This is a genomic window from Motilibacter rhizosphaerae (genome assembly GCF_004216915.1).
GTDB classification, from domain to species: domain Bacteria; phylum Actinomycetota; class Actinomycetes; order Motilibacterales; family Motilibacteraceae; genus Motilibacter; species Motilibacter rhizosphaerae.
Window position 1 is genome coordinate 47,072 of record NZ_SGXD01000001.1, and the last position, 20,278, is coordinate 67,349.

Annotated in this window: 22 protein-coding genes; 12 read left to right on the forward strand and 10 right to left on the reverse strand. The window is 73.8% G+C overall.

The annotated features are described in order from the left end of the window. The first annotated feature begins 36 nt into the window (after positions 1 to 36). Positions 37 to 1,182 (forward strand): alpha/beta hydrolase, encoded by a 1,146-nt coding sequence (locus EV189_RS00230; protein WP_165400049.1) that lies wholly within the window; start codon positions 37 to 39, stop codon positions 1,180 to 1,182. A gap of 13 nt (positions 1,183 to 1,195) precedes the next feature. Here the strand turns inward: EV189_RS00230 and EV189_RS00235 are convergent, their stop codons facing one another. The 4 genes from EV189_RS00235 to purS form a co-directional block, all read right to left on the reverse strand. Then, complete coding sequence (locus EV189_RS00235) at positions 1,196 to 2,152, reverse strand: winged helix DNA-binding domain-containing protein (RefSeq protein WP_231115933.1); 957 nt, start codon at positions 2,150 to 2,152, stop codon at positions 1,196 to 1,198. Positions 2,153 to 2,225: 73 nt separating this feature from the next. Then, a complete protein-coding gene (gene purL, locus EV189_RS00240) occupies positions 2,226 to 4,529 on the reverse strand; it encodes a phosphoribosylformylglycinamidine synthase subunit PurL (RefSeq protein WP_196788506.1) in 2,304 nt (767 codons plus the stop codon). Continuing rightward, complete coding sequence (gene purQ / locus EV189_RS00245) at positions 4,526 to 5,197, reverse strand: phosphoribosylformylglycinamidine synthase subunit PurQ (RefSeq protein WP_130490960.1); 672 nt, start codon at positions 5,195 to 5,197, stop codon at positions 4,526 to 4,528. The genes purL and purQ overlap by 4 nt, the downstream gene beginning before the upstream one ends. Next, positions 5,194 to 5,457 (reverse strand): phosphoribosylformylglycinamidine synthase subunit PurS, encoded by a 264-nt coding sequence (gene purS, locus EV189_RS00250; protein WP_130490961.1) that lies wholly within the window; start codon positions 5,455 to 5,457, stop codon positions 5,194 to 5,196. Before purS ends, purQ begins: the two co-directional genes overlap by 4 nt. 88 nt (positions 5,458 to 5,545) lie before the next feature. On the opposite strand from purS, the gene EV189_RS00255 reads away from it, so the two are divergent. Further along, entirely contained in the window at positions 5,546 to 6,970 is a 1,425-nt protein-coding gene (locus EV189_RS00255) for a hypothetical protein (RefSeq protein ID WP_130490962.1), read from the forward strand. Positions 6,971 to 7,035: 65 nt separating this feature from the next. Here EV189_RS00255 and galE read toward each other — a convergent pair whose 3' ends face one another. Both galE and EV189_RS00265 read right to left on the reverse strand, forming a co-directional pair. Continuing rightward, complete coding sequence (gene galE / locus EV189_RS00260; RefSeq protein WP_130490963.1) at positions 7,036 to 7,995, reverse strand: UDP-glucose 4-epimerase GalE; 960 nt, start codon at positions 7,993 to 7,995, stop codon at positions 7,036 to 7,038. A gap of 52 nt (positions 7,996 to 8,047) precedes the next feature. Beyond that, positions 8,048 to 8,935, reverse strand: coding sequence for a phosphoribosylaminoimidazolesuccinocarboxamide synthase (locus tag EV189_RS00265; protein WP_130490964.1), 888 nt, complete (start codon positions 8,933 to 8,935; stop codon positions 8,048 to 8,050). 138 nt (positions 8,936 to 9,073) lie between these two features. Between EV189_RS00265 and EV189_RS00270 the strand changes: the two genes are divergently transcribed. The 5 genes from EV189_RS00270 (at position 9,074) to EV189_RS00290 (ending at position 12,660) form a co-directional block, all read left to right on the forward strand. Beyond that, positions 9,074 to 9,850, forward strand: coding sequence for a hypothetical protein (locus EV189_RS00270; protein WP_130490965.1), 777 nt, complete (start codon positions 9,074 to 9,076; stop codon positions 9,848 to 9,850). Then, complete coding sequence (locus EV189_RS00275) at positions 9,847 to 10,296, forward strand: phage holin family protein (protein ID WP_130490966.1); 450 nt, start codon at positions 9,847 to 9,849, stop codon at positions 10,294 to 10,296. Before EV189_RS00270 ends, EV189_RS00275 begins: the two co-directional genes overlap by 4 nt. 25 nt (positions 10,297 to 10,321) lie before the next feature. Next, complete coding sequence (locus EV189_RS00280; protein WP_130490967.1) at positions 10,322 to 10,999, forward strand: DUF3618 domain-containing protein; 678 nt, start codon at positions 10,322 to 10,324, stop codon at positions 10,997 to 10,999. A 110-nt stretch (positions 11,000 to 11,109) separates the two neighbouring features. Further along, positions 11,110 to 11,811 (forward strand): NADPH-dependent F420 reductase, encoded by a 702-nt coding sequence (locus tag EV189_RS00285; protein WP_130490968.1) that lies wholly within the window; start codon positions 11,110 to 11,112, stop codon positions 11,809 to 11,811. A gap of 21 nt (positions 11,812 to 11,832) precedes the next feature. Further along, complete coding sequence (locus EV189_RS00290; protein WP_165400050.1) at positions 11,833 to 12,660, forward strand: heme-dependent oxidative N-demethylase family protein; 828 nt, start codon at positions 11,833 to 11,835, stop codon at positions 12,658 to 12,660. Here the strand turns inward: EV189_RS00290 and EV189_RS00295 are convergent. After that, positions 12,629 to 13,414 (reverse strand): class I SAM-dependent methyltransferase, encoded by a 786-nt coding sequence (locus tag EV189_RS00295; protein WP_130490970.1) that lies wholly within the window; start codon positions 13,412 to 13,414, stop codon positions 12,629 to 12,631. The genes EV189_RS00290 and EV189_RS00295 overlap by 32 nt on opposite strands. A 214-nt stretch (positions 13,415 to 13,628) precedes the next feature. On the opposite strand from EV189_RS00295, the gene EV189_RS00300 reads away from it, so the two are divergent. Next, a complete protein-coding gene (locus EV189_RS00300) occupies positions 13,629 to 14,831 on the forward strand; it encodes a sialidase family protein (protein ID WP_231115934.1) in 1,203 nt (400 codons plus the stop codon). 85 nt (positions 14,832 to 14,916) lie between these two features. Here the strand turns inward: EV189_RS00300 and EV189_RS00305 are convergent, their stop codons facing one another. Further along, a complete protein-coding gene (locus EV189_RS00305) occupies positions 14,917 to 15,555 on the reverse strand; it encodes a fasciclin domain-containing protein (protein WP_130490971.1) in 639 nt (212 codons plus the stop codon). Between the two features lie 395 nt (positions 15,556 to 15,950). Here EV189_RS00305 and EV189_RS00310 point away from each other — a divergent pair, with 395 nt between their 5' ends. Beyond that, positions 15,951 to 17,204 carry an HNH endonuclease signature motif containing protein gene (locus EV189_RS00310; protein WP_165400051.1) on the forward strand — a complete coding sequence of 418 codons (1,254 nt, stop codon included), beginning with the start codon at positions 15,951 to 15,953 and terminating at the stop codon, positions 17,202 to 17,204. Positions 17,205 to 17,347: 143 nt separating this feature from the next. Here the strand turns inward: EV189_RS00310 and EV189_RS00315 are convergent, their stop codons facing one another. Both EV189_RS00315 and EV189_RS00320 read right to left on the reverse strand, forming a co-directional pair. After that, on the reverse strand, positions 17,348 to 17,806 hold the full coding sequence (locus EV189_RS00315; RefSeq protein ID WP_231115935.1) for a protein-tyrosine phosphatase family protein: 459 nt from the start codon (positions 17,804 to 17,806) through the stop codon (positions 17,348 to 17,350). Beyond that, positions 17,807 to 18,331 carry a DinB family protein gene (locus tag EV189_RS00320; protein ID WP_130490973.1) on the reverse strand — a complete coding sequence of 175 codons (525 nt, stop codon included), beginning with the start codon at positions 18,329 to 18,331 and terminating at the stop codon, positions 17,807 to 17,809. Between the two features lie 57 nt (positions 18,332 to 18,388). Between EV189_RS00320 and EV189_RS00325 the strand changes: the two genes are divergently transcribed. The 3 genes from EV189_RS00325 to EV189_RS00335 all read left to right on the forward strand — a co-directional run bounded on the left by EV189_RS00325 (position 18,389) and on the right by EV189_RS00335 (position 20,278). Beyond that, entirely contained in the window at positions 18,389 to 18,769 is a 381-nt protein-coding gene (locus EV189_RS00325) for a VOC family protein (protein ID WP_130490974.1), read from the forward strand. 118 nt (positions 18,770 to 18,887) lie between these two features. After that, entirely contained in the window at positions 18,888 to 19,715 is an 828-nt protein-coding gene (locus tag EV189_RS00330) for an amidohydrolase family protein (RefSeq protein ID WP_130490975.1), read from the forward strand. Positions 19,716 to 19,741: 26 nt separating this feature from the next. Beyond that, positions 19,742 to 20,278 (forward strand): MSMEG_0572/Sll0783 family nitrogen starvation response protein, encoded by a 537-nt coding sequence (locus EV189_RS00335; protein ID WP_130490976.1) that lies wholly within the window; start codon positions 19,742 to 19,744, stop codon positions 20,276 to 20,278.

Here is a 20,278-nt window from a genome sequence, read left to right on the forward strand (position 1 = left end):
CAGCGCCCGCGCACAGGCGACGGGAGCGACGACGACGTGGCACTCACCGGTACGGCACTGCTCGTCCTCGTCGTGCTGGCCGCAGCAGCGCTCTTCGGCCTGCTCGTCGCAGGCTGGTCGCGGCTCGCCCCGAGCGGGCCGCTCCCGGTCGCGCTGCGCGGCGGGAGCCTGCTCCTGCTCAACGTCCTGGTGCTGCTGGCGACCGCGCTGGCCCTGAACGACCACTTCCTCTTCTACGCCAGCTGGACCGACCTCGCCGACGGGGCCGCGCAGAGCGTCGCGACGAGCAGGGAGCACGGCGCCGCACCGGGTACGGCGTTCGCCGTCACGCCGCCGGACCACCGGGCGCGACCGGTTCCTGCGCAGCTCCAGCCGCTCCCGGCCGGTGTGGACGCGGCGCACCCCGACTTCCTGGTCGACGTCCCCGGGCGCAGCGGTGTCACGGCCCAGGTCGCGGTGTCGCTGCCCGCGGCGTACTTCACTGCGGCTGGAGCGCGCGAGCGCTTCCCTGTGCTCGAGGCCTTCCCGGGCTTCCCGAGCACCGACGAGCAGTGGCTGCACACGCTGCGGCTGCCGGGTGCGACGAGGAGGGCTGCAGCGCAAGGCGTCCTGGACCAGCCGATCGTCGTCTCACCGACGACGGAAGTGCCCGCGGCCCGGGACACCGAGTGCGTCGACGGCGGGCTTCGCGACCCGCGCGTCGCCGACTGGCTCGACGAGGACGTCCCGGACTGGGTGGTCGGGCACCTGCGGGCCGACCCGGCGCGTACGTCGTGGGCCACGATCGGCATCTCCGAGGGCGGGTGGTGCGCCGCGCTGGCGACGATGACGCACCCCGACCGCTTCGCCGCCGCCGTCGTGCTCGGCGGCTACTTCCGGCCGGACTTCAGCAGCTGGGTGCCCTACGCGCCGGGCTCCGCCGCGTACGCCGCGCTCGACCTGGTGCGCCGCGCGCACGACGACCCGCCGCCGGTCGCGCTCTGGGTGCAGACCTCGCTCGCGGACCCGCTCTCCCTGCCGACGTCGACGGCGGTCAGCGCGGCCGCGCGCTCCCCGCTGTCCGTCCGCCTCGTCGAGCTGCGCCACGCCGGCCACCGGATCCAGGTCTGGCAGGCGCAGCTGCCGGCCGCGTTGCGGTGGCTCGGCTCGACGGTCCCGGGCTTCGCGCCCCGCTCGACCTGACCCAGCAAGGACATCAGCGCCGCAGGAACTCCTCCAGCGCAGCGGCTTCGCGGCCCACCTCGTCGTCGGGCAGCGGCCCGAACCCCTCCACCACCACGGCTCCGGATTCGACCCGCCAGAGGCCGCCGACCCGCCCGTCGACGAGCACCGCGCACGGCATGCGGCCGTTCGGCGCCACGGACATGACGCGCTGCTGCTCCGCCGAGATGATGCGGCTGCGGTCCGCGTGCGACAGCAGCACCTGGTCCCACGGGGCCAGGAACCGCACTGGGGCAGGCACATCGGACCCCGGCCGAGGAGCATCCGGCAGGTCGAGCAGCTCGCGCCCGTCCTCGTCACGCAGCCGCACCAGGTCGTCCATGCCGTCGGCGACCTCGGCCAGCCGCGTCAGCCCGCTCCACGTCTGCACGTCCGCGACGCTCGCCGGGCCGAAGGCGCCGAGGTAGCGCCGGACCATGTCCGCCAGGGTCGTCGGCCGCATCGGCCGCCCCAGCTCGCGCTCCAGGAGCCCGTGCCGCACGCTCCCCGGGCGCCGCCAGACCGCGCGCGGCGGCAGCTGCATGAGCGGAAGGTCCGCCCGGACGCCGCGGGCCAGCCGCTCGGGGTCGGCGCCCGGCCACCGCTCGGCGAACAGCGCGCGCAGCTCGCCCGCCGTGCGCGGCGCCTCCTCGAACGCCGTGCGCGCCAGGGCCGCCAGCTCCGCGCGGTCGACCTCGGGCGGCGGCCCCAGCGACCCGCGGCCGTGCGCCTCGATGGGCGGCTGCACGAGCGGGCGCAGCGCGAGCGCGTCGTCGGCGCTGACGAGGTGCACGGTGTCGCGCATCAGCGGCAGCCGCACGACCTCGCGGCTCTCGAGCATCCGCCCCAGCTCGTACGGGTCGAAGCCCGCCACCCGCGACCACAGCGCGACGTAGGGCGCCTTGACGTCCTGCGCCTGCAGCCCGACGAGGTGCTCGACCGCGCCGAGCACGGAGGTCTGCTGGCGCTCCAGCAGGAACTGGCGCGCCAGCAGCGCCCGTCCCAGGCTGCGGCGGTCGAGGACCTCAGGCGTCGGGGGCCTCCACGAGGGCGGGCTCGAAGATCGCCGGGAGCGTGCCGCGGTGCGCGTCGCGCAGCTCGGCGACCGGGATCGTGAACAGCCCCTGCACGTCGAGCGCGTCGCCGTCGACGACACCGATGCGGACGTGCGGCTGGCGGCGCGCGACGCACATGTCCTGCAGGCGCACCTCCTCGGTGCGCGGCACGGAGACCACCGCGCGCGCCACCGACTCGCTGAACAGCGCGACGAACGGGTCGATCCCCTCGGGGAGGTAGATCCGTGCGCCGGTCCCGTGGCGCAGCACCATCTCGGCCAGGGCGACGAGCAGGCCGCCGTCGGAGAGGTCGTGCGCCGCGTCGAGCAGCCCGTCGCGGGACGCGTTGACGAGCACCTCCGCGAGCTTGCGCTCCGCCGCCAGGTCGACCTGCGGCGGGAGGCCGCCGAGGTGGCCGTGCAGCGAGGACGCCCACTCGGACCCGCCGAGCTCGTCGCGGGTCTCGCCGAGCAGGTAGAGCACGTTGCCCGCCTGGTCCGGCCCGAGCCCGACCGGCACACGGCGGGCGACGTCGTCGATGACGCCGAGCACGCCCACGACGGGCGTCGGCAGGATGGCCGTCGCCCCGGTCTGGTTGTAGAAGCTGACGTTGCCGCCGGTGACCGGGGTGCCGAGCTCGAGGCAGGCGTCGGCGAGGCCGCGGGCGGCCTCGGAGAACTGCCACATGACGGCCGGATCCTCGGGCGAGCCGAAGTTCAGGCAGTTGGTCACGGCCAGCGGCTTGGCGCCCGTCGTCGCGACGTTGCGGTAGGCCTCCGAGAGCGCGAGCTGCGCCCCGGCGTACGGGTCGAGGCGCGCGAAGCGCCCGTTGCCGTCGGTCGCGAGCGCGATGCCGAGCCCGGACTCCTCGTCGACGCGGAGCATGCCGGAGTCCTCGGGCTGGGCGAGGACCGTGCCGCCGAGGACGTAGCGGTCGTACTGGTCGGTGATCCAGGACTTGCTGGCCACGTTGGGGCTCGCGAGCAGGCGCAGCGCGTCGGCCCGCAGCTCGTCGCCGGTCGAGGGCCGGGAGATGCCTGCAGCGTCGAGCGCCCTGGCCTGCAGCTCGTCCTGCTCGTCGGGCCGGGCGTACGGGCGCTCGAGCACCGGGCCCTCGTGGGCGACGGTGCGCGGGGGCACGTCGACGATCCGCTCGCCGTGCCAGTCGATCTGCAGCCGGCCGGTGCCCGTGACCTCGCCGATGGCGACCGCGGGGATGTCCCACTTCGCGCAGACGGCGAGGAACGCCTCGAGCTTCGAGGGTTCGACGCAGGCCATCATGCGCTCCTGCGACTCGCTCATGAGGATCTCCTCGGGAGCGAGCGAGGGGTCGCGCAGCGGGACCAGCTCGAGGTCGACGTGCATGCCGCCGTCACCGGCGGAGGCGAGCTCCGACGTGGCGCAGGAGATGCCGGCGGCGCCGAGGTCCTGGATGCCGACCACGAGGTCCTGGGCGTAGAGCTCCAGGCAGCACTCGATGAGCAGCTTCTCCATGAAGGGGTCGCCGACCTGGACGGCCGGCCGCTTCGCCGGGCCGGTCGACTCGAAGGTCTCCGAGGCGAGGATCGAGGCCCCGCCGATGCCGTCGCCACCGGTGAGGGCGCCGAAGAGCACGACGAGGTTGCCCTCCCCAGAGGCGTGAGCGAGCTTGATGCCGCTGCCGTCCTCGCCCGGGCGCAGGACGCCGACGCAGAGCGCGTTGACGAGCGGGTTGCCGAGGTAGGACTCGTCGAAGACGACCTCGCCACCGATGTTGGGCAGCCCCAGGCAGTTGCCGTAGCCGCCGACGCCGGCGACGACACCGGGCAGGACGCGCTTGGTGTCAGCGGCATCGGCAGGCCCGAAGCGCAGCGGGTCCATCACGCCGATCGGGCGCGCGCCCATCGTGAGGATGTCGCGGACGATGCCGCCCACACCCGTCGCCGCGCCCTGGTAGGGCTCGACGTAGGACGGGTGGTTGTGCGACTCGACCTTGAAGACCGCGGCCCAGCCCTCGCCGATGTCGACCACGCCGGCGTTCTCGCCGACGCCCACGAGCAGGGCGTCGGTCTGCGGGGCCTTCTCGCCGAACTGGCGCAGGTGCACCTTGCTCGACTTGTAGGAGCAGTGCTCGCTCCACATGACGGAGTACATCGCGAGCTCGCTGGAGGTCGGCCGTCGGCCGAGGATCTCCTTGATGCGGGCGTACTCGTCGTCCTTGACGCCGAGCGCGGTGTAGGGCAGCTCGTGCTCGGGCGTGGCCTCGGCCTGCTGGACCGTGTCCACCCCGCTCACGCCGACACCAGCGCCTTCAGCACCGAGGTGAAGAACGGCGCGCCGTCCGTCCCCGGCCCGGTCAGCTCCTCCACCGCGTGCTCGGGGTGGGGCATGAGCCCGACGATGCGGCCGTCGGCCGAGGCGATCCCCGCGATGTCGCGGTAGGAGCCGTTGGGGTTGCCCTCGAGGTAGCGGGCGACGACGCGGCCCTCGCCCTCGAGCTCGTCGAGCACCCGCTCGGAGGCCACGAAGCCGCCCTCGCCGTTCTTCAGCGGGATGGTGATCTCCTGGCCCTCGGCGTAGTCCGCCGTCCAGACCGTGCTCGTGCTCTCGACGCGCAACCGCTGGTCCTTGCAGACGAAGCGGCGGACGTCGTTGCGGATCAGCGCGCCGGGCAGCAGGTGCGCCTCGCAGAGGATCTGGAAGCCGTTGCAGATCCCGAGCACCGGCAGGCCCTTCCCGGCCGCCTCGACGACCGAGCCCATCACCGGGGCGAAGCGGGCGATCGCGCCGCAGCGGAGGTAGTCGCCGTACGAGAAGCCGCCGGGCAGCACCACGGCGTCGACCCCGTGGAGGTCGGCGTCGGCGTGCCACAGGGCGACCGGCTCGCCGCCGGCGAGGCGGACCGCGCGACGGGCGTCGCCGTCGTCCAGCGAACCCGGGAAGGTGACGACGCCGATCCTCACGCGCCGGCCTCCAGCGGGGAGTCGGCGTGCACGACGTAGTCCTCGATGACCGGGTTGGACAGGAGGGTACGGGCCGCCTCCTCCACGGCGGCGAGCCGCTCGGGCGTGAGCTCGCCCTCGACCTCGAGCTCGAACCGCTTGCCCTGCCGGACGGACGTCACCCCCTCGAAGCCCAGTCGGGGCAGGGCACCGGCGATGGCCTTGCCCTGCGGGTCGAGGATCTCCGGCTTCAACATGACGTCGACGACGACGCGGGCCACGGGCGCTCCAGCGGTCAGGGGGTCGGCAGGGGGAAGTCTAGCGGGCCGGAGGTGGCGCCGACGCCGCGCGCCGACGCACAGTGGGGGCGTGCAGCTCGAGGACGTCAGCGGCGACGTGCTCCTCCCTCCGCCGCCCGCGCGGCACCCGCTCGACGGGGACCCGGGCGGCCTGCTCCGGCTGCCCCCGGGCGAGGACGTCCTGGGCTGGAGCGAGGAGCGGGTCGACCTGCGCGCGTACGTCGCCGAGCACGGCACGCAGCTGCTCCGCCTGGCCGCCAGCGTCGTCCCCTCCCGCCGGGCCGCGCGCGCGGAGGTCGTGGCCGCGCTCGCCACCGCCCACCGCCGCTGGGCCGAGGTGGGCGAGGTGCCGGAGGGGACGCACGCCGAGGTCGCGCGGCTGCTCTGCCGGCGGCTCGCGGCCGTGCTCGCCGCCCGGGCCGCGCTCCCCGTGCACGCGGTCGCCGCCGACCCGGCCCGCGCGGTGCTGGACCACCTCGTCGCCGAGGACCGGCTGGCGGGCAGCGCCGACGTGCTGCTCGGGCTCGACGAGCAGGGGCTCGCCCGCGCGCTCGGGGTGCCCTGGCTGCACGGCGTCGCCCGGGCCTCCCGTGGCCGCTCCCGCGCCCGGGAGCTGCTGACGGCAGCAGGCTGCGACGCGACGCTCGAGGGCGCGCTGGAGCGGCTGGTCGGGGACCTCGAGGCCGACGACACGCTCGCGTCCGCCGCCGTGCGCCGGGGGCGGGTCGCCGTCGGCGCGGTCTCGGGCGTGCTGGCGCTGGGGGTGCTCGGACTGGCGGCGGCGGTCGTGGCCTCGCGGACGGGCGCGCCGGTCGCGGCGCCCCCCGAGCGCCGGGCTCCGGCCCCCCAGGGCGCCGTCGCCGCGGCCGCCCGGCCTGCGGACTGCCCCGTCTTCCTCTCCGACGGCGCGCCCGCGCGGTTCCCCGGTCCGCCGGTGCCGGCGCAGGCGCTGCTCGCCCCCGCCGACCTCGGCCCCTCCTGGCACCCGGCGGCGGTCGCCGTGGCCCTGCGCAGCGGCGGCGTGCAGGTCGTCGACCCGCTGCCGCTGGCGGCGGTGGACGGCCAGCCCCCCGTCCTCCCGGCGAGCCAGGAGGCCGGCGCCATCGCCTCGCTCGTCAGCCGCGCCGACGGAGGGGCGCACCTCGACGAGTCGCTGCTGCGCTACCGCCCCGGCAGCGCCCCGGCAGCGGTCCGCCAGCTGACCGCGCTGCTCGCCTGCCCGACGCAGCCGCGCACCCTCCGCGTCCTCGCGCTGCCCAGCGGGCGCGGAGTGACCGCCGTCGCGCTCCACGAGATCCCCGTCCTGCGCGGCCCCGTCCTCAGCCAGCTGCCCCCGCAGGAGCGGTGGAGCCTGGTCGTCGGCGTCGGCGACCTCGTCGCGGTCGTCCGCGCGCAGGGTGCGCTCGCCGGTGAGCTGGACGCGGCGTCCGCGGCCCGGCTCGCGCGCACGGCCGCGCACCGGATGGCGAGCGCGGGCGACGGGCGCACCCGCTAGCCGCGCGCCACCACAGCGGCGCTACCGCGCCACCACAGCGGCGCTACCGCGCCACCACAGCGGCGCTACCGCGCCTGCCACGCCTCCCACGCGCTCGCCACCATGTCGCGCAGGTCGCGCTGCGCCGTCCACCCGAGCTCGGCGTTGGCCTTCTCCGGCCGCGCGACGACGCGCGAGGGGTCGCCACCGCGGCGGGCCACCACGTCGTACTCGAACTCGATGCCGGTGACCTCGCGGACGACGCCGAGGACCTCCTTGACCGTGGAGCCCTCGCCGCGGCCGATGTTGAACGCCGCGTCGACCGTGCCCTGCTCGAGCTTCGTCGCCGCCGCGACGTGCGCCTCGGCGAGGTCGACGACGTGGATGTAGTCGCGGATGCAGGAGCCGTCGCGCGTGTCGTAGTCGTCGCCGAAGACCTTGGGGCGCCCACCGGTGGTGATCGCCTGGAAGACCAGCGGCACGAGGTTGAAGATCCCGGTGTCGCCGAGCACGGGCTCGCCCGCGCCGGCGACGTTGAAGTAGCGCAGGGCGGCCCAGCCGATGCCGTGGGCGACGCCCGCGTCGCGGATCATCCACTCGGAGACGAGCTTGCTCTCGCCGTACGGGCTGACCGGACGGGTGGGCGCGTCCTCGGCGACGTCCTCGGTCTCGGGCTCGCCGTAGACCGACGAGCTCGAGGAGAAGACGATGGAGCGGGTGCCGGCGGCGACCATGGCCTCGAGCAGGGCACGGGTGCCCTCGGCGTTCTCGCGCCAGTAGAGCAGCGGCTTCTCGACCGACTCGCCGGCCGCCTTCTTGGCCGCGAGGTGGATGACCCCGCTGACGCCGTGGTCCTGCAGCCCCTGGGTCACGGCGGCGGTGTCGAGGACGTTGGCGCGCACGAGCGGCACGCCGTCGGGGATGCGGGCCTCGACGCCGGTCGAGAGGTCGTCGAGGACGACCACGTCGTGGCCGGCCTGCTGGAGGGCGCGGAGCACGTGGGCCCCGATGTAGCCGGCGCCGCCGGTGAGCATCCAGGTCGTCATGGTGATCACTCTAGCGGGTTGATCAGAAGTGCTCGTCAACGATCATTTACGATCAGGTGAAGGATCGGCCTGTCAACCGTTCGTACGCCTCGACGTAGCGGGCGCGCGTCCGCTCCACGACCTCCGCCGGCAGCGGGGGCGGCGGCGCGTCCGACGCGCGGTCCCAGCCGGACGCCGGCGAGGTGAGCCAGTCGCGGACGTACTGCTTGTCGAACGACGGCTGCGCGCGGCCCGGCTCCCACGAGTCGGCCGGCCAGAAGCGCGAGGAGTCGGGCGTCAGCACCTCGTCGCCGAGCACGACCGTGCCGTCCTCCCGCAGGCCGAACTCGAGCTTGGTGTCGGCGAGCACGATGCCGCGCTCGCGGGCGACCTCCTCCCCGCGCCGGTAGACCGCGAGGGTGAGCTCGCGGAGCCGTCCCGCGAGCTCCGCACCGAGCTGCTCGGCCACCACGGCGTACGCGACGTTCTCGTCGTGCTCGCCGAGCGCGGCCTTGGTCGCGGGGGTGAAGACGGGCTCCGGCAGCCGGGAGCCGTCGACGAGGCCGGGCGGCAGCGCGACGCCGCAGACCTCGCCGGTGCGGCGGTAGTCGGCGAGCCCCGACCCCGTGAGGTAGCCGCGGGCGACGCACTCGACCGGCACCATCGCGAGCTTCTCGCAGACGAGCGCCCGCCCCTCCCACTCCGCGGGCGCTCCCGGCGGCAGCTCGGTGGAGAGCACGTGGTCGGGCACGAGGTCGGCGAGCCGCTCGAACCACCACAGCGAGAGCTGGGTGAGCACGCGGCCCTTGTCCGGGACGGGGGTCTCGAGCACGAAGTCGTACGCCGAGATCCGGTCGCTCGCGACCATGACCAGGCGCCCGTCGGGGGTCTCGTACAGGTCGCGCACCTTGCCCGAGTGCAGGTGGCGCAGGCCGGCGGGCGCGGGGGTCGTGGTGCTCACGGGGCGCCATCCTCGCAGAAGGGGGATGCGCACGATAAACCCTCGATCGGGCGGTTGCTCGCCGAGATGACGGGGGTATGGATCTCTTGGTCCACGTTTCTACCACACGGACTGCCCACGAGCCAGGAGGACGGACCCGTGACAGCACCCCTCAGCGACAAGCTGCCCGACGCTGCGAGCGAGAAGGCCGGCGCCGCCAAGGACGCCGCCGCCACCACCGCAGCGACCGCGAAGGACGAGGCGAGCGGCGTCGCCCAGCAGGCTGCGGCCGCGGGTGGCCAGGTCGCCTCGACCGCGAAGGACCAGGCCTCGCAGGTCCTCGGCGAGGCCGCCAGCTCGGCCCGCGACCTGCTCGGCGAGGCCAAGGCGCAGGGCTCCACGCAGGCGGTGGCGCAGAAGGACCGCGCCGTCGGCTCCCTGCGCACCCTCGCCGACGAGCTCCAGTCGATGGTCGACGGCGGTGGCGCCCAGGGCGGCGTCGCCGGCGAGCTCGCCCGCCAGGCGTCGAGCCGCGCGCACGACATCGCCGGCTGGATCGAGAGCCGCGAGCCCGGCGAGCTGCTCGAGGAGGCCAAGGACTACGCCCGGCGCAAGCCCGGCACCTTCCTCATCGGCGCCGCGATCGCCGGCGTGCTCGCCGGCCGCCTCACCCGCGGCACCGTCGCGGCCGCGCACCAGGAGAGCAGCACCACGACCCCGGGCCGGCACTCCGCCGAGGTCGTGCCGGTGGGCACGACCGACGTCGTCCCCGCCACCGGCGTGCTCCCGACGACGTCGGCCGACTACGCCCCCGACACGTACGCCGCGGCGGGCACCGGCACCGGCTACCCGACCAACGGCCTCGCCGACCCGACCCTCGAGTCGCTCGACGTGCGGACCGAGGCGACGGGCATCGGCTACGGGGGTACGCGATGACGTCGTACTCCAGCGAGTTCGGCTCCGGCGCGACGAGCCTTGGGGACGACCGCCCCCGCGTCGAGACCACGGAGGGGCCGACGTCCCTCGGCGCGCTGTTCGGGCAGGTGACCAACGACCTCTCGACGCTCGTGCGCCAGGAGGTCGCCCTCGCCAAGGCGGAGATCAAGCAGGACGCGAGCCGCGCCGGCAAGGGCGCGGGCATGCTCGGGGGCGCCGGCTTCGCCGGGTACTTCGTGCTGCTGTTCCTCTCCCTCGCGCTCATGTACTGGCTGAACAACGCCATGGACACCGGCTGGGCGGCGCTCATCGTCGCCGTCATCTGGGGCGTCGTCGGCGCCGTGCTGGCGGTCGTGGGCAAGTCCCAGCTCGCGCAGCTCAAGGGCCCGCAGCAGACCGTGGCGACGGCCAAGGAGATCCCCCCGGCGCTCAAGCCGAACAGCTGACCCGCTTCCGTCCGAGGAGAAGACGATGACCACCCCCACCAGCAACGACCCGGACGCCATCCGCCGGGACATCGAGCGGACGCGCGCCGAGCTCAGCAGCGACGTCGACCTGCTCGCCGACAAGGTGAGCCCCTCGTCGATCGCCCACCGCCAGGTGGACAGCGCGCGCTCGCGGCTCACGACCTACAAGGAGGCCGTGATGGGCAAGGCCTCCTCGGCCCGCTCGTCGGTCGCCTCCGGCACCGGGGCCGTGACCGGCCACGCCGGCGACCTGAAGTCCAGTGCGGGCGACCAGCTCTCCTCCGCAGGGGACGCGCTGCACTCCGCGCCGGGCGCCGTGCGCCAGCAGGCCGAGGGCAACCCCCTCGCCGCCGGCCTCATCGCGTTCGGCCTGGGATGGCTGGCCTCCTCGCTGCTGCCGGCCTCCGAGAAGGAGACGCAGCTCGCCGCTGCGGCCAAGGAGAAGGCCACCAGCCCCGAGGTGAAGTCGGCGCTGCAGGACAAGGTGCACGAGGTCCAGGGCGCCCTCCAGGGCCCGGCGCAGGATGCGCTCGACTCGCTGAAGTCGACCGCGCAGGACGCGGTGGAGACCGTCAAGGGCGAGGCGCAGTCGGCGAAGGTCGACCTCACCGACTCCGCCGCGCAGGCCAAGGAGAACATCACCTCCACGGCGCAGGACCAGAAGGCGACGCTCAGCTCCTGACGCGACAGCGTCTGTGACGCGTAGGACCACGACGGCCGCGACTCCCTCCGGGGGGTCGCGGCCGTCGTACGTCCGGGAATGGCCCGTGGCAGGCGCGGGTTGCCGCCGGCATGACGACCTACGGACTCATCGGCAGCGGCAACATCGGCGGCACGCTCGCGCGGCTCCTCCTCGACGCGGGCCACGAGGTGGTGCTGAGCAACTCCCGCGGCCCGGAGACGCTGAGCGACCTGGTCGCCTCCCTCGGCGCCGGCGCCCGTGCGGCGACCGTGGAGGAAGCCGCTGCAGCAGCGGAGATCGCCGTCGTCACCATCCCGCTCAAGGCGGTCGACCAGGTGCCCGCAGCCCCGCTCGCCGGCAAGGTCGTCATCGACACCTGCAACTACTACCCGCAGCGCGACGGGCAGATCGCCGAGCTCGACGACGAGAGCACGACGACGTCGGAGCTCGTCCAGCGCCAGCTGCCGGACGCCAAGGTCGTCAAGGCGTTCAACAACATCTACTTCGAGCACCTGCGCACCCAGGGCCAGCCGCACGGCACTCCAGGGCGCCGCGCCCTCCCCGTCGCAGGTGACGACGCCGCCGCGAAGGCGACCGTCATCGCGCTGCTCGACAGCATCGGGTTCGACGCCGTCGACGCGGGCCCCCTCACCGAGGGGTGGCGCTGGCAGCGCGACACCCTGGCGTACGTCGTGCCGGCACCCGAGGCGGAGCTGCGCGACCTGCTGGCGCGCGCCAAGCGCTACCGGGACCAGACGCCGGAGGACGTGGCGGAGGTCCAGGAGCAGATCAGGCGCGCGTTCGGCGGCTGAGCCACGCCGTACGGTGGGGTGGTGCTCCCGCGCCACCTGCCCTTCACCGACGGGCCGCAGCGGCTGCGCGTCGGGACTCGCACCCTGGCCGAGGGGGACTGGCTGGAGGGCGGCGCCGACGTGGCCGCCCAGTTGCGGGAGAAGGCGCGGCTGCTGAGGGAGTCCCGCGAGGCGGTCCTGCAGGAGCTCCCGGGCTCGGAGGGGGCCTGCGCCGAGCTGCTGCGGGTCGTCGAGGGCGCGGTCGGAGCCGAGGCTCCGGCCGCCTCGTCCCCGCTCGAGGCGGCCGCGCTGCTGGTCGCGGAGGACCTCTGCGTCCACCTGCCCGGCCCCGACGGCCGACTGCGGCTCGCCGCCGCCTGCGTCTGCTTCCCGTCGCGCTGGGTGCTCGCGGAGAAGATGGGCCAGCCGGTCGCGGGGATCCACGACCCCGTCCCCGGCTATGCCGACGCGATCGGCCGGCCCGTCGACCAGCTGATGGAGAGGCTGCCCCACGACCGCCTGCTGTGGCGGCTCGGCGGCAGCATCCTCGACGACCCCGCCCTCTTCCAGCCACGGCGCGCGACGCTCTCACCAGCACGCGTGCCGGACGACGTGTGGCTGCGCGTCGAGCGGCAGACGCTGCGCCGGCTGCCGGAGTCGGGCGCCGTCGTGTTCACCATCCGCACCTTCGTGGACCCGCTGTCCTGCTTGACGTCCTCGCCCGCGGCCTGTGCCGACGCGGCAGCCTGGGTTCGCGGCCTGACGCCGGAGATGACGGCGTACAAGTCGCTCGAGGGCATGCGCGAGCCGCTGCTCGCATGGCTCGACGAGCAGGCCCTCACCGCCTCCGGGCCACCTGCAGCAGGTTGAGGTAGTGCTTGCGCACCAGACCTTCGGGTCTGGCGGCGATGCGCTGGCGGATCCCCGCGAAGAGGCGCTCCCGCTGCTCAGGGCTGGCGGCGATGTGCCCGGAGTACGTCTCCAGCACCGCGACGTACGCGTCGGCCGTGTAGTCCACGCCCTGGACGTAGCGCCGGACCACCGGTTCGTCGAAGGACGTGCTGCTGCGCAGGGCTTCCTGCTGCGGCGGCTCGATCGAGTCCGGGGGCTGGGGGCCGCCCTTGCCGTCGCCGAGCCCGACCTCGTCGTAGAGCTCCTCGACGTCCCGGAAGAACAGGTCGCCGTCGGCGGGGAGGACGTGCTCCGTCGCGATGACAGCGAGGCTGCCGCCGGGCCGGAGCAGCGTCGCCGCCCGCCCGTACGCCGTGGCAGGGTCGAGCCAGTGCCAGGCCGTCGCCGCGACCACGAGGTCGACCGGCTCGTCGGGCTCGTCCTCCTCGAAGGTGGCCTCGACGACCTCGAGGGCCGGGTGGTCGCCGAGGTTGCGGCGCAGCACCGCGGCGAGCGCCGGGCCCGGCTCCAGGGCGCGCACCCGCCACCCCCGGGCCAGCAGGCCGCGCGTGGCCTGGCCCGTCCCCGCGCCGATCTCGAGGACGCGGGAGCCAGGCCCCAGACCGGCGATCCCCGCGAGATCGGCGAAGAGGGCGTCGGGGTAGCCGGGGCGGGCCGCGTCGTAGCCCTCCGCCATGGTGTCGAAGGTGGCCGCGAGGCCGCTCAGGCGCACGCCCCCATCCTGCACCTTTCCTCGCGCCCCGCCGGCACCCCTCGGGGCTCGTCTCCCTTGCTGCCGCGCAGCATCTCCTCGACGACGTCACCGCGTCGTACGGCAGTGTGACCGTTGACACGGGCAACCGAAGCGGACTACGGTCCCGCTCGAAAACGATTTCCCGTCGACCGCGGCGACGGGCACCGCTGGAGATCTCACAGACGAGGTGACCATGCAGGAGCATCAGTCCGCCCACTCCCCGCTCGCCGCGCCGCCCTCGGGCGTCTTGCGCCGGGCCTTCCTCAAGACCGGCGCCGCCGCAGCAGCGGGAGTCGGGCTCGGTCTCGGCGTCGCCTCCCCGGCCTACGCCCGCACCACGACCCGCCCGGGCATCCAGCCCTTCGGACCGGTGACCATCACCGACAGCCAGGGCGCGTCCTACGCGCGCGGCCTGCGGCTCAGCGAGGCCCTCCCCGGGCAGAGCGGCACCACGCGGACCACGCTGGCGACGTACCAGCAGTTCGCGTTCGGCAAGCCCGGCGGCTTCCAGATCTACCGCAGCGACGACGACGGTCGTACCTGGGCGCCCTGGGGCACCGTGGGTGCCGGCGCTGGACGCGTGTGGCTGCAGCCGTTCCTCTACGAGCTGCCCCGGCCCTTCGCCGGCCTGCCGCAGGGCGCCATCCTCGCCGCGGGGAACTCCCTGGACTTCTCCAGCACGAAGATCGTGCTCTACGCGAGCACGGACCACGGCAAGACGTTCACCTACCTGAGCACGGTCGCGGTGGGCGGCGCCCCCAACCCCACCAACGGGTTCACCCCGGTGTGGGAGCCGTTCCTGCTGCTCAACCACGACCGGCTCGTCTGCTACTACTCGGACCAGCGCGACCCGCTGTACGGGCAGAAGCTCGCCCACCAGACCAGCACCGACCTCGTGACCTGGGGCCCGGTCGTCAACGACGCAGTGGGCGACGCGTACGCGAACCGCCCTGGCATGACCACGATCGCGCGGATCGCGCACCACAAGTGGATCATGACCTACGAGTACGGCGTGAGCGACACGTACTACCCCGTGCGCTACAAGATCGCGAGCGATCCCGAGGAGTTCGGCGACGCGCCCTCGATCGCCCTGGTCGACCAGGACGGCTACGCGCCGTCGTCCGCGCCGTACGTCTCCTGGGCTGACTTCGGCGGTCCCGACGGCACGATCATCGTCAGCGCCAACAGCGACGCGGACTTCTTCCTCAACAAGGCCGGCGGCGACCCGGGCGCGTGGACTCGGCTGAGCACGCCGATGCCGCGCAGCTACAGCAGGTTCTCGGCTCCGATCGAGAGCCCCGGTTCTCTCCGGCGGACCGGTTCGGTGCTGGTGATCAGTGGTGCGCCGTACGGCGCCAGTGCACCCATCCAGGCCGGCGTCATCCAGCTGCCGTAGGCCGGGCCCGTAGGGGTGTGCGGGGAGGGGATCCCGCACGCCCCCACGGGCGTCTCTGCCGGAAGAACCTGCTCAGCAGCAGGCACTAGGACGCCGGCAGCAGCACCCGGCTGATCCCGTGCGCGATCTGCAGGTTGCCGGCGTTGATGTCCGGCACCGCCACCTTGGCGTCGCGGGTGACCGGGCTCGTGTCGATGATCCGGATCGGGCCGCCCACGTGGACGGTGAGCGTCGCCCCAGCCGCCGTGGTGAGGACCGCCCCGTCGGAGGCCGCCGCCGTCTTCGCGTCGATCGTCGCGCCCGGCACGACGTGGTAGAGCAGCACGCGCTCGACGGTGTCGATGCCCAGGGACTCGATGGCGGCGAGGTTGCCCTGCTCGGTCTTGACGCCCTTGCCGGTCAGCGTGCTGACCAGGTCCTCGAAAGCCCTGTCATCAGGCAGGAACGCCGTCAGCGGTTTGGTCCCGTCGGTCAGCACCGAGACCGGGCTGTCCGGCTTGGCGGCGAGCACGGCGAGGACCGCACCCGTGAGGATGTCGTAGTCGTGGTCGTTGCGGTCGTAGCTCGGCCCACCGCTGGCGAGCAGGACCGACGCGAGGGACGCGGTCCCTGGCTCGGCCGCCGAGGCCGTCGGCGCGGCGAGCAGACCCGCCCCGGTCAGGGCTGCGGCGACTCCCACCACGGCGGAGACGGTGCGCGAGGACGTACGGGTTCCACGGTGCATGGCTGATCCTTCGCTCGACGATGAGGAGCAGGAGTGCCGGCCGGCGACGTAGAACCTATTGCCAGGACAACGGTTCCGCACGTCGAGATGCTGGGAGAACACTGAGTCCGCCTGTTGCTGCAGGTCGGAGGGCCGAGGGTTTCTGGACCATCGTCCCGCTCACGCGTTCCCACTCAAGTGCTTCGAGCCCGGCGACGAGAGCCACCGCGACTGGTGGATCCCGGCACTCCATCCGTTTCGGGGTACGAGCCGCGGCGCGGCGACACCGCGACTTCCTGGTCGGACGCGCGCAGCCACGAGTCCCCAAGAATTGCCTCGTGAACAGCCCTTTCTCCCTTGCTATCGAACATGTGTTCGAATAGTATGGACGTATGGATGTCCGAGCTGCGAGACTGGTGGAGCAGGCCCGTGCCTGCCTCGCCGAGCTCGCTGCGCTCGAACTCTCGGTGGTGCCTGCGGCGGAGCTGGGCTCGCTGCTCAAGGAGCTGCACGCGACCCGCGCTGTGCTCGACGCGGCGGACGCGAAGGTGCTGGAGGCGTTCGACTCCCGGCAGGCGTACCGGGCGGACTTCGCGGTGACGTCGGCGTCCTGGCTGCGGCACCACACCCGCGTAGGCGAGGCGGACGCGAGGTCTCGGGTACGCGTCGCCCGGGCGTTGCGCTCCCTGCCGCTCGCCGCGGACGCACTGGCCGGAGGCGAGGTGTCGTGGCAGCACGTCCGCCGCATCGCGCCCGTGGTCGGCTACCTCGCCGACACCCCGGACGAGCTGCCGCGCTTGGAGAAGACGCTGGTGGACTTCGCCCGGGACAACACCCCCGACGACCTCACCCGCCTCGTCCAAGCAGCGGCCGAGGCCGCCGGGGTCGGGGAGTCTGCGGCGGAGCGGGAGCAGCGCCGCCTCGCCCAGCGCTCCTTCACTACGACGAGGACGCTGGACGGGTGGCGGCACGTCACGGGCCTGCTCGCCCCCGAGCTCGGGGACCTGCTGGAGCAGGTCCTCACCGGCCTCGCCACGCCGGTGCCGGGGATCGACGGCGCCCCCGACGACAGGACAGCGGCGCAGCGCCGGCACGACGCGTTGGCTGACGCGATCGGCATGGTCGCCGACCTCGACACCGTCCCCGAGGTCAACGGCTCCCGCCCGCGGCTCACCCTCGTCGCCGACATCGCGACCCTCCGCGGCGACGACCCCGCATGGGCCGCCCGCTCGCCGCTCGCCTCGGTCCTCACGCGCTCACTCGGCCCACGAGCGCTGGAGCTGCTCACCTGCGACGCGGTCATCACCCCGCTGCTCACCAGCGAGCTGGGAGTCCCCCTCGCCGAGGGCCGCGCCAAGCGCTTCGCGACGAACGCGCAGCTGAGAGCGCTCAAGGCGAGGGACGGTGGGTGCATCGTCCCCGGCTGCGACCGGATCCGCCTCGAAGCCCACCACGTGATCCCCTGGTCGGAGGGCGGGCTCTCCGACGTCGGCAGCTATGCGTTGTTCTGCAAGCGGCACCACCATCTGGCCCATGAGGACGGCTGGACTGTCGAACCCGACCCCGACCGGCCCGGCCTCTTCCAGCTGAGACCGCCCGACGACCGGCCACCCATCAGAGCCCGGCACACCATCGACCGCGACCCCGGCAGCACCACGCCCATCTGGTGAAGGCAGGCAGGGCGCACCCATGCCCTGATCGGGGCGCCCGTGCCACTCCTGTCGCGGCCCTGGGAGACTGCCTCGCGCACCACGACGGCCGGCGCGCACCGTGACCTCCGGCGCTCCCGCTGACGTCCTCGTGCTCCCACCCGTCACTTCAGGTCGGAGGGCCACGCGCGCTCGCCGAACCGCTCGGCGAAGCGCCGCTGCCACGGCGTCTCGACCGCGCGCGGGTGGTAGCCGCGCCGCACGAAGGCCACCGCCTCCTCCGGAGGCACCCCGTCGAGCACCGCGAGGCACGCCAGAGCGGTGCCGGTCCGCCCCACGCCGCCACGGCACGCCACCTCCACGCGCCGGTCCTCCGTCGCCCGCCAGGCGCGCCGCAGCGCCGCTCCAGCGGCTGCCCGGTCCGTGGGGAGGCGGAAGTCGCGCCAGGGCACCCACTCCGCCGGCCAGGGCACGTCCGGGGGCCGCACCCCGAGGAGGTAGAGCCCGTGCTCCGGATCGGGCCCTGCCGGCACGCCGTGGCGCAGCCCGCGACCGCGTACCCGCCGCCCGCTGGGCAGCTCGAGCACGCCCGGCGCGCCGAGGTCCCACAGCACGGCCGGCACCTACTCCCCCGTCACCCCGTCGAGGGCCTCGCGGAGGAGGTCGGCGTGGCCGTTGTGCCGGGCGTACTCCTCGACGAGGTGGACGAGGATCCAGCGCAGCGAGAACGCCTCGCTCCGGCCGTACGGCGTGTCCTCCATGTCCAGCGGCACCCGGCGCACCACTTCCCGGGCCGCCTCCGCCGCCGACCGCCATGCCGACCAGGCGGCCTCCACGTCCTCCGCCGTCACGGACTCCGGGTCCACCCGGAACTGCTCCTGCCGGTCACGCACGACCTCCGGCCACAGGTCGAAGGGCAGGCCGCCGAAGCCGACCAGCCAGCCGGTCTCCACCGCCGCGAGGTGGCGGACGAGACCGAGCAGGGTGATCTCGGAGGTCGGGACCGCGCGCGTCCCGAGCTGCTCGGGCGTGAGGCCGGCGCACTTCCACTCCAGCGTCTGGCGCTGGAAGTCCAGGAAGCTCGTCAGCAGCGTGAGCTCGTCGCCGGTGAGCGGCGGCTCCGTACGGGTGTCCTGCGGTGCGGCCATGAGCGACCTCCTCGTCGACGGGTTCCTCGCGCCAGTCTGCCGGGCTAGCCTGCCCGGGTGCACCGCAGCCGAGTCTCGACGCTCCTCCTCGACGTCCCTACGGCCGAAGCGCCTGCCGCCTCGGCCTTCTGGTCCGCGGCGCTCGGGGTGCCCGCCGAGCCCGTGCCCGGCGAGGAGCAGTTCACCTCGCTGCCCGGGGCGGTGCCGGGTCTGGTGACGGCAGTGCAGGCCGTCGACGACGCGCCGCGCTACCACCTCGACATCGAGACCGACGACGTCGCCGCGGAGACGGACCGGCTGCTCGGCCTCGGCGCGGTCGAGGTCGGGCGGTGGCTCGAGTGCGTCACGCTGCGCGCGCCGGGCGGCCTGCTGCTCTGCGTCATCCCCCGCCACAGCAGCGACGACGAGTTCGACGCGGCGGCCCGTACGTGGTCGTGAGCAGGCGTCTCCGCGAGTGAGCGCCTTGCCGCTGCGCTGAAACACAGCGCCCTCCGGAGGACGCAGAACGTGTTCCGGATGTCATCCGTCGGGAACACGGCGGAGGTCCGATTGCTCCATGCCGACCAAGCCCCTCGCCGATGCCCATCGGCATCTCGGGCTGCTGCCGGCGTACCCGTTCTACGGCGGCCCGCCCATCTCGGCCGACCTCGCAGCCCGGGCCACCCCGGCCGAGCTGCTCGCCGACCTCGACGTCGAGGGGGTCGAGCGGGCGCTGGTGCTGCCGAACTACGGCGTTCCCGACCCTGAGGTCGCGTTCCGCGGCAACGAGCTCGTGCTCGACGCGGCCCAGCAGGACGACCGAGTACGCGTCGGGCTCTGGGTCTCCCCGCTCCCGCGTGACGCCGAGCGCACGGCACAGGCCCTGGCGCTCGCGGGCGAGCAGGGCGTGCGGGCGCTGAAGATGAGCTTCCTGCTGGGCGGTAGCGCGACGGACCCCGAGTGCAAGCCCTTGCTGGACACCATCTTCTCCACCGCGCGCGAGCACGGCCTCGTCGTGCACGTGCACACGAGTCCCGGCGGTGCCAGTGACGTCGACGAGATCGGCGCGCTCGTCGACGCGTACGCCGATGACGTCGCGCTCCACCTCGTGCACCTCGGCGGTGGCATGAGCGGGCACATGAAGCTGATCGGCGGCAGGTTCTTCGACTGGGTCGCCGCCGGCAAGCGCGTGTACACGGACACCAGCTGGGCCATCGGCTTCGCGCCGCGCTGGCTCTGCGCCGAGATCGAGCGGCGCGGCGTGGGCCACGACCGCGTGCTCTACGCGAGCGACGAGCCCTGGGGCGACGCGGCAGGCGAGCAGGCCCGGCTCGCTGCAGCCGCCGGTGACGGGGAGCTCGCCGACCACTTCTTCCGCAGGAACTTCTCCGCCCTCTACGACTGACCGTCCCACCGACCCGAGGAGTCAGCATGACCGTCACCGCCACGTCCGTCGACGCCGAGATCGCCGAGCGCGCCGCCGCGAGCAAGGCCGAGATCCCCCACCCCAGCCTGCCGCCGGGCAGCAGCATCTACGGCAGCACCAAGATCTTCCCCGACTACCAGGCGGAGAAGGGCGAGTCGTACTTCACCCTCGTCCACGGCATCGCCCACGAGTCCAGCGTGAGCTTCGTCGCGATCCTCCAGGCGACCCGCGCCCTGCGCAAGGGCTTCGAGTCGGTCCTCTACTTCTACGGCCCGGGCGCCATGAACTGCATGGCCACACGTGGTTTCCCGACCACTGGCGACAGCGCGTTCCCCGGCGAGCAGAACATCAACGGCTCGGTCGCGACCTTCGTCAAGGAGGGCGGCACGGTCTACGTGTGCCGCTTCGGCCTCTCGCTGCACGGCCTGCGCGAGGAGGACCTCATCGAGGGCGTCATCCCCTGCCACCCGCTCGACGTGCAGGACGCGCTGATCCACTACGCCCGCAAGGGCGCCATCATCAACTCCACCTACATGGTCTGA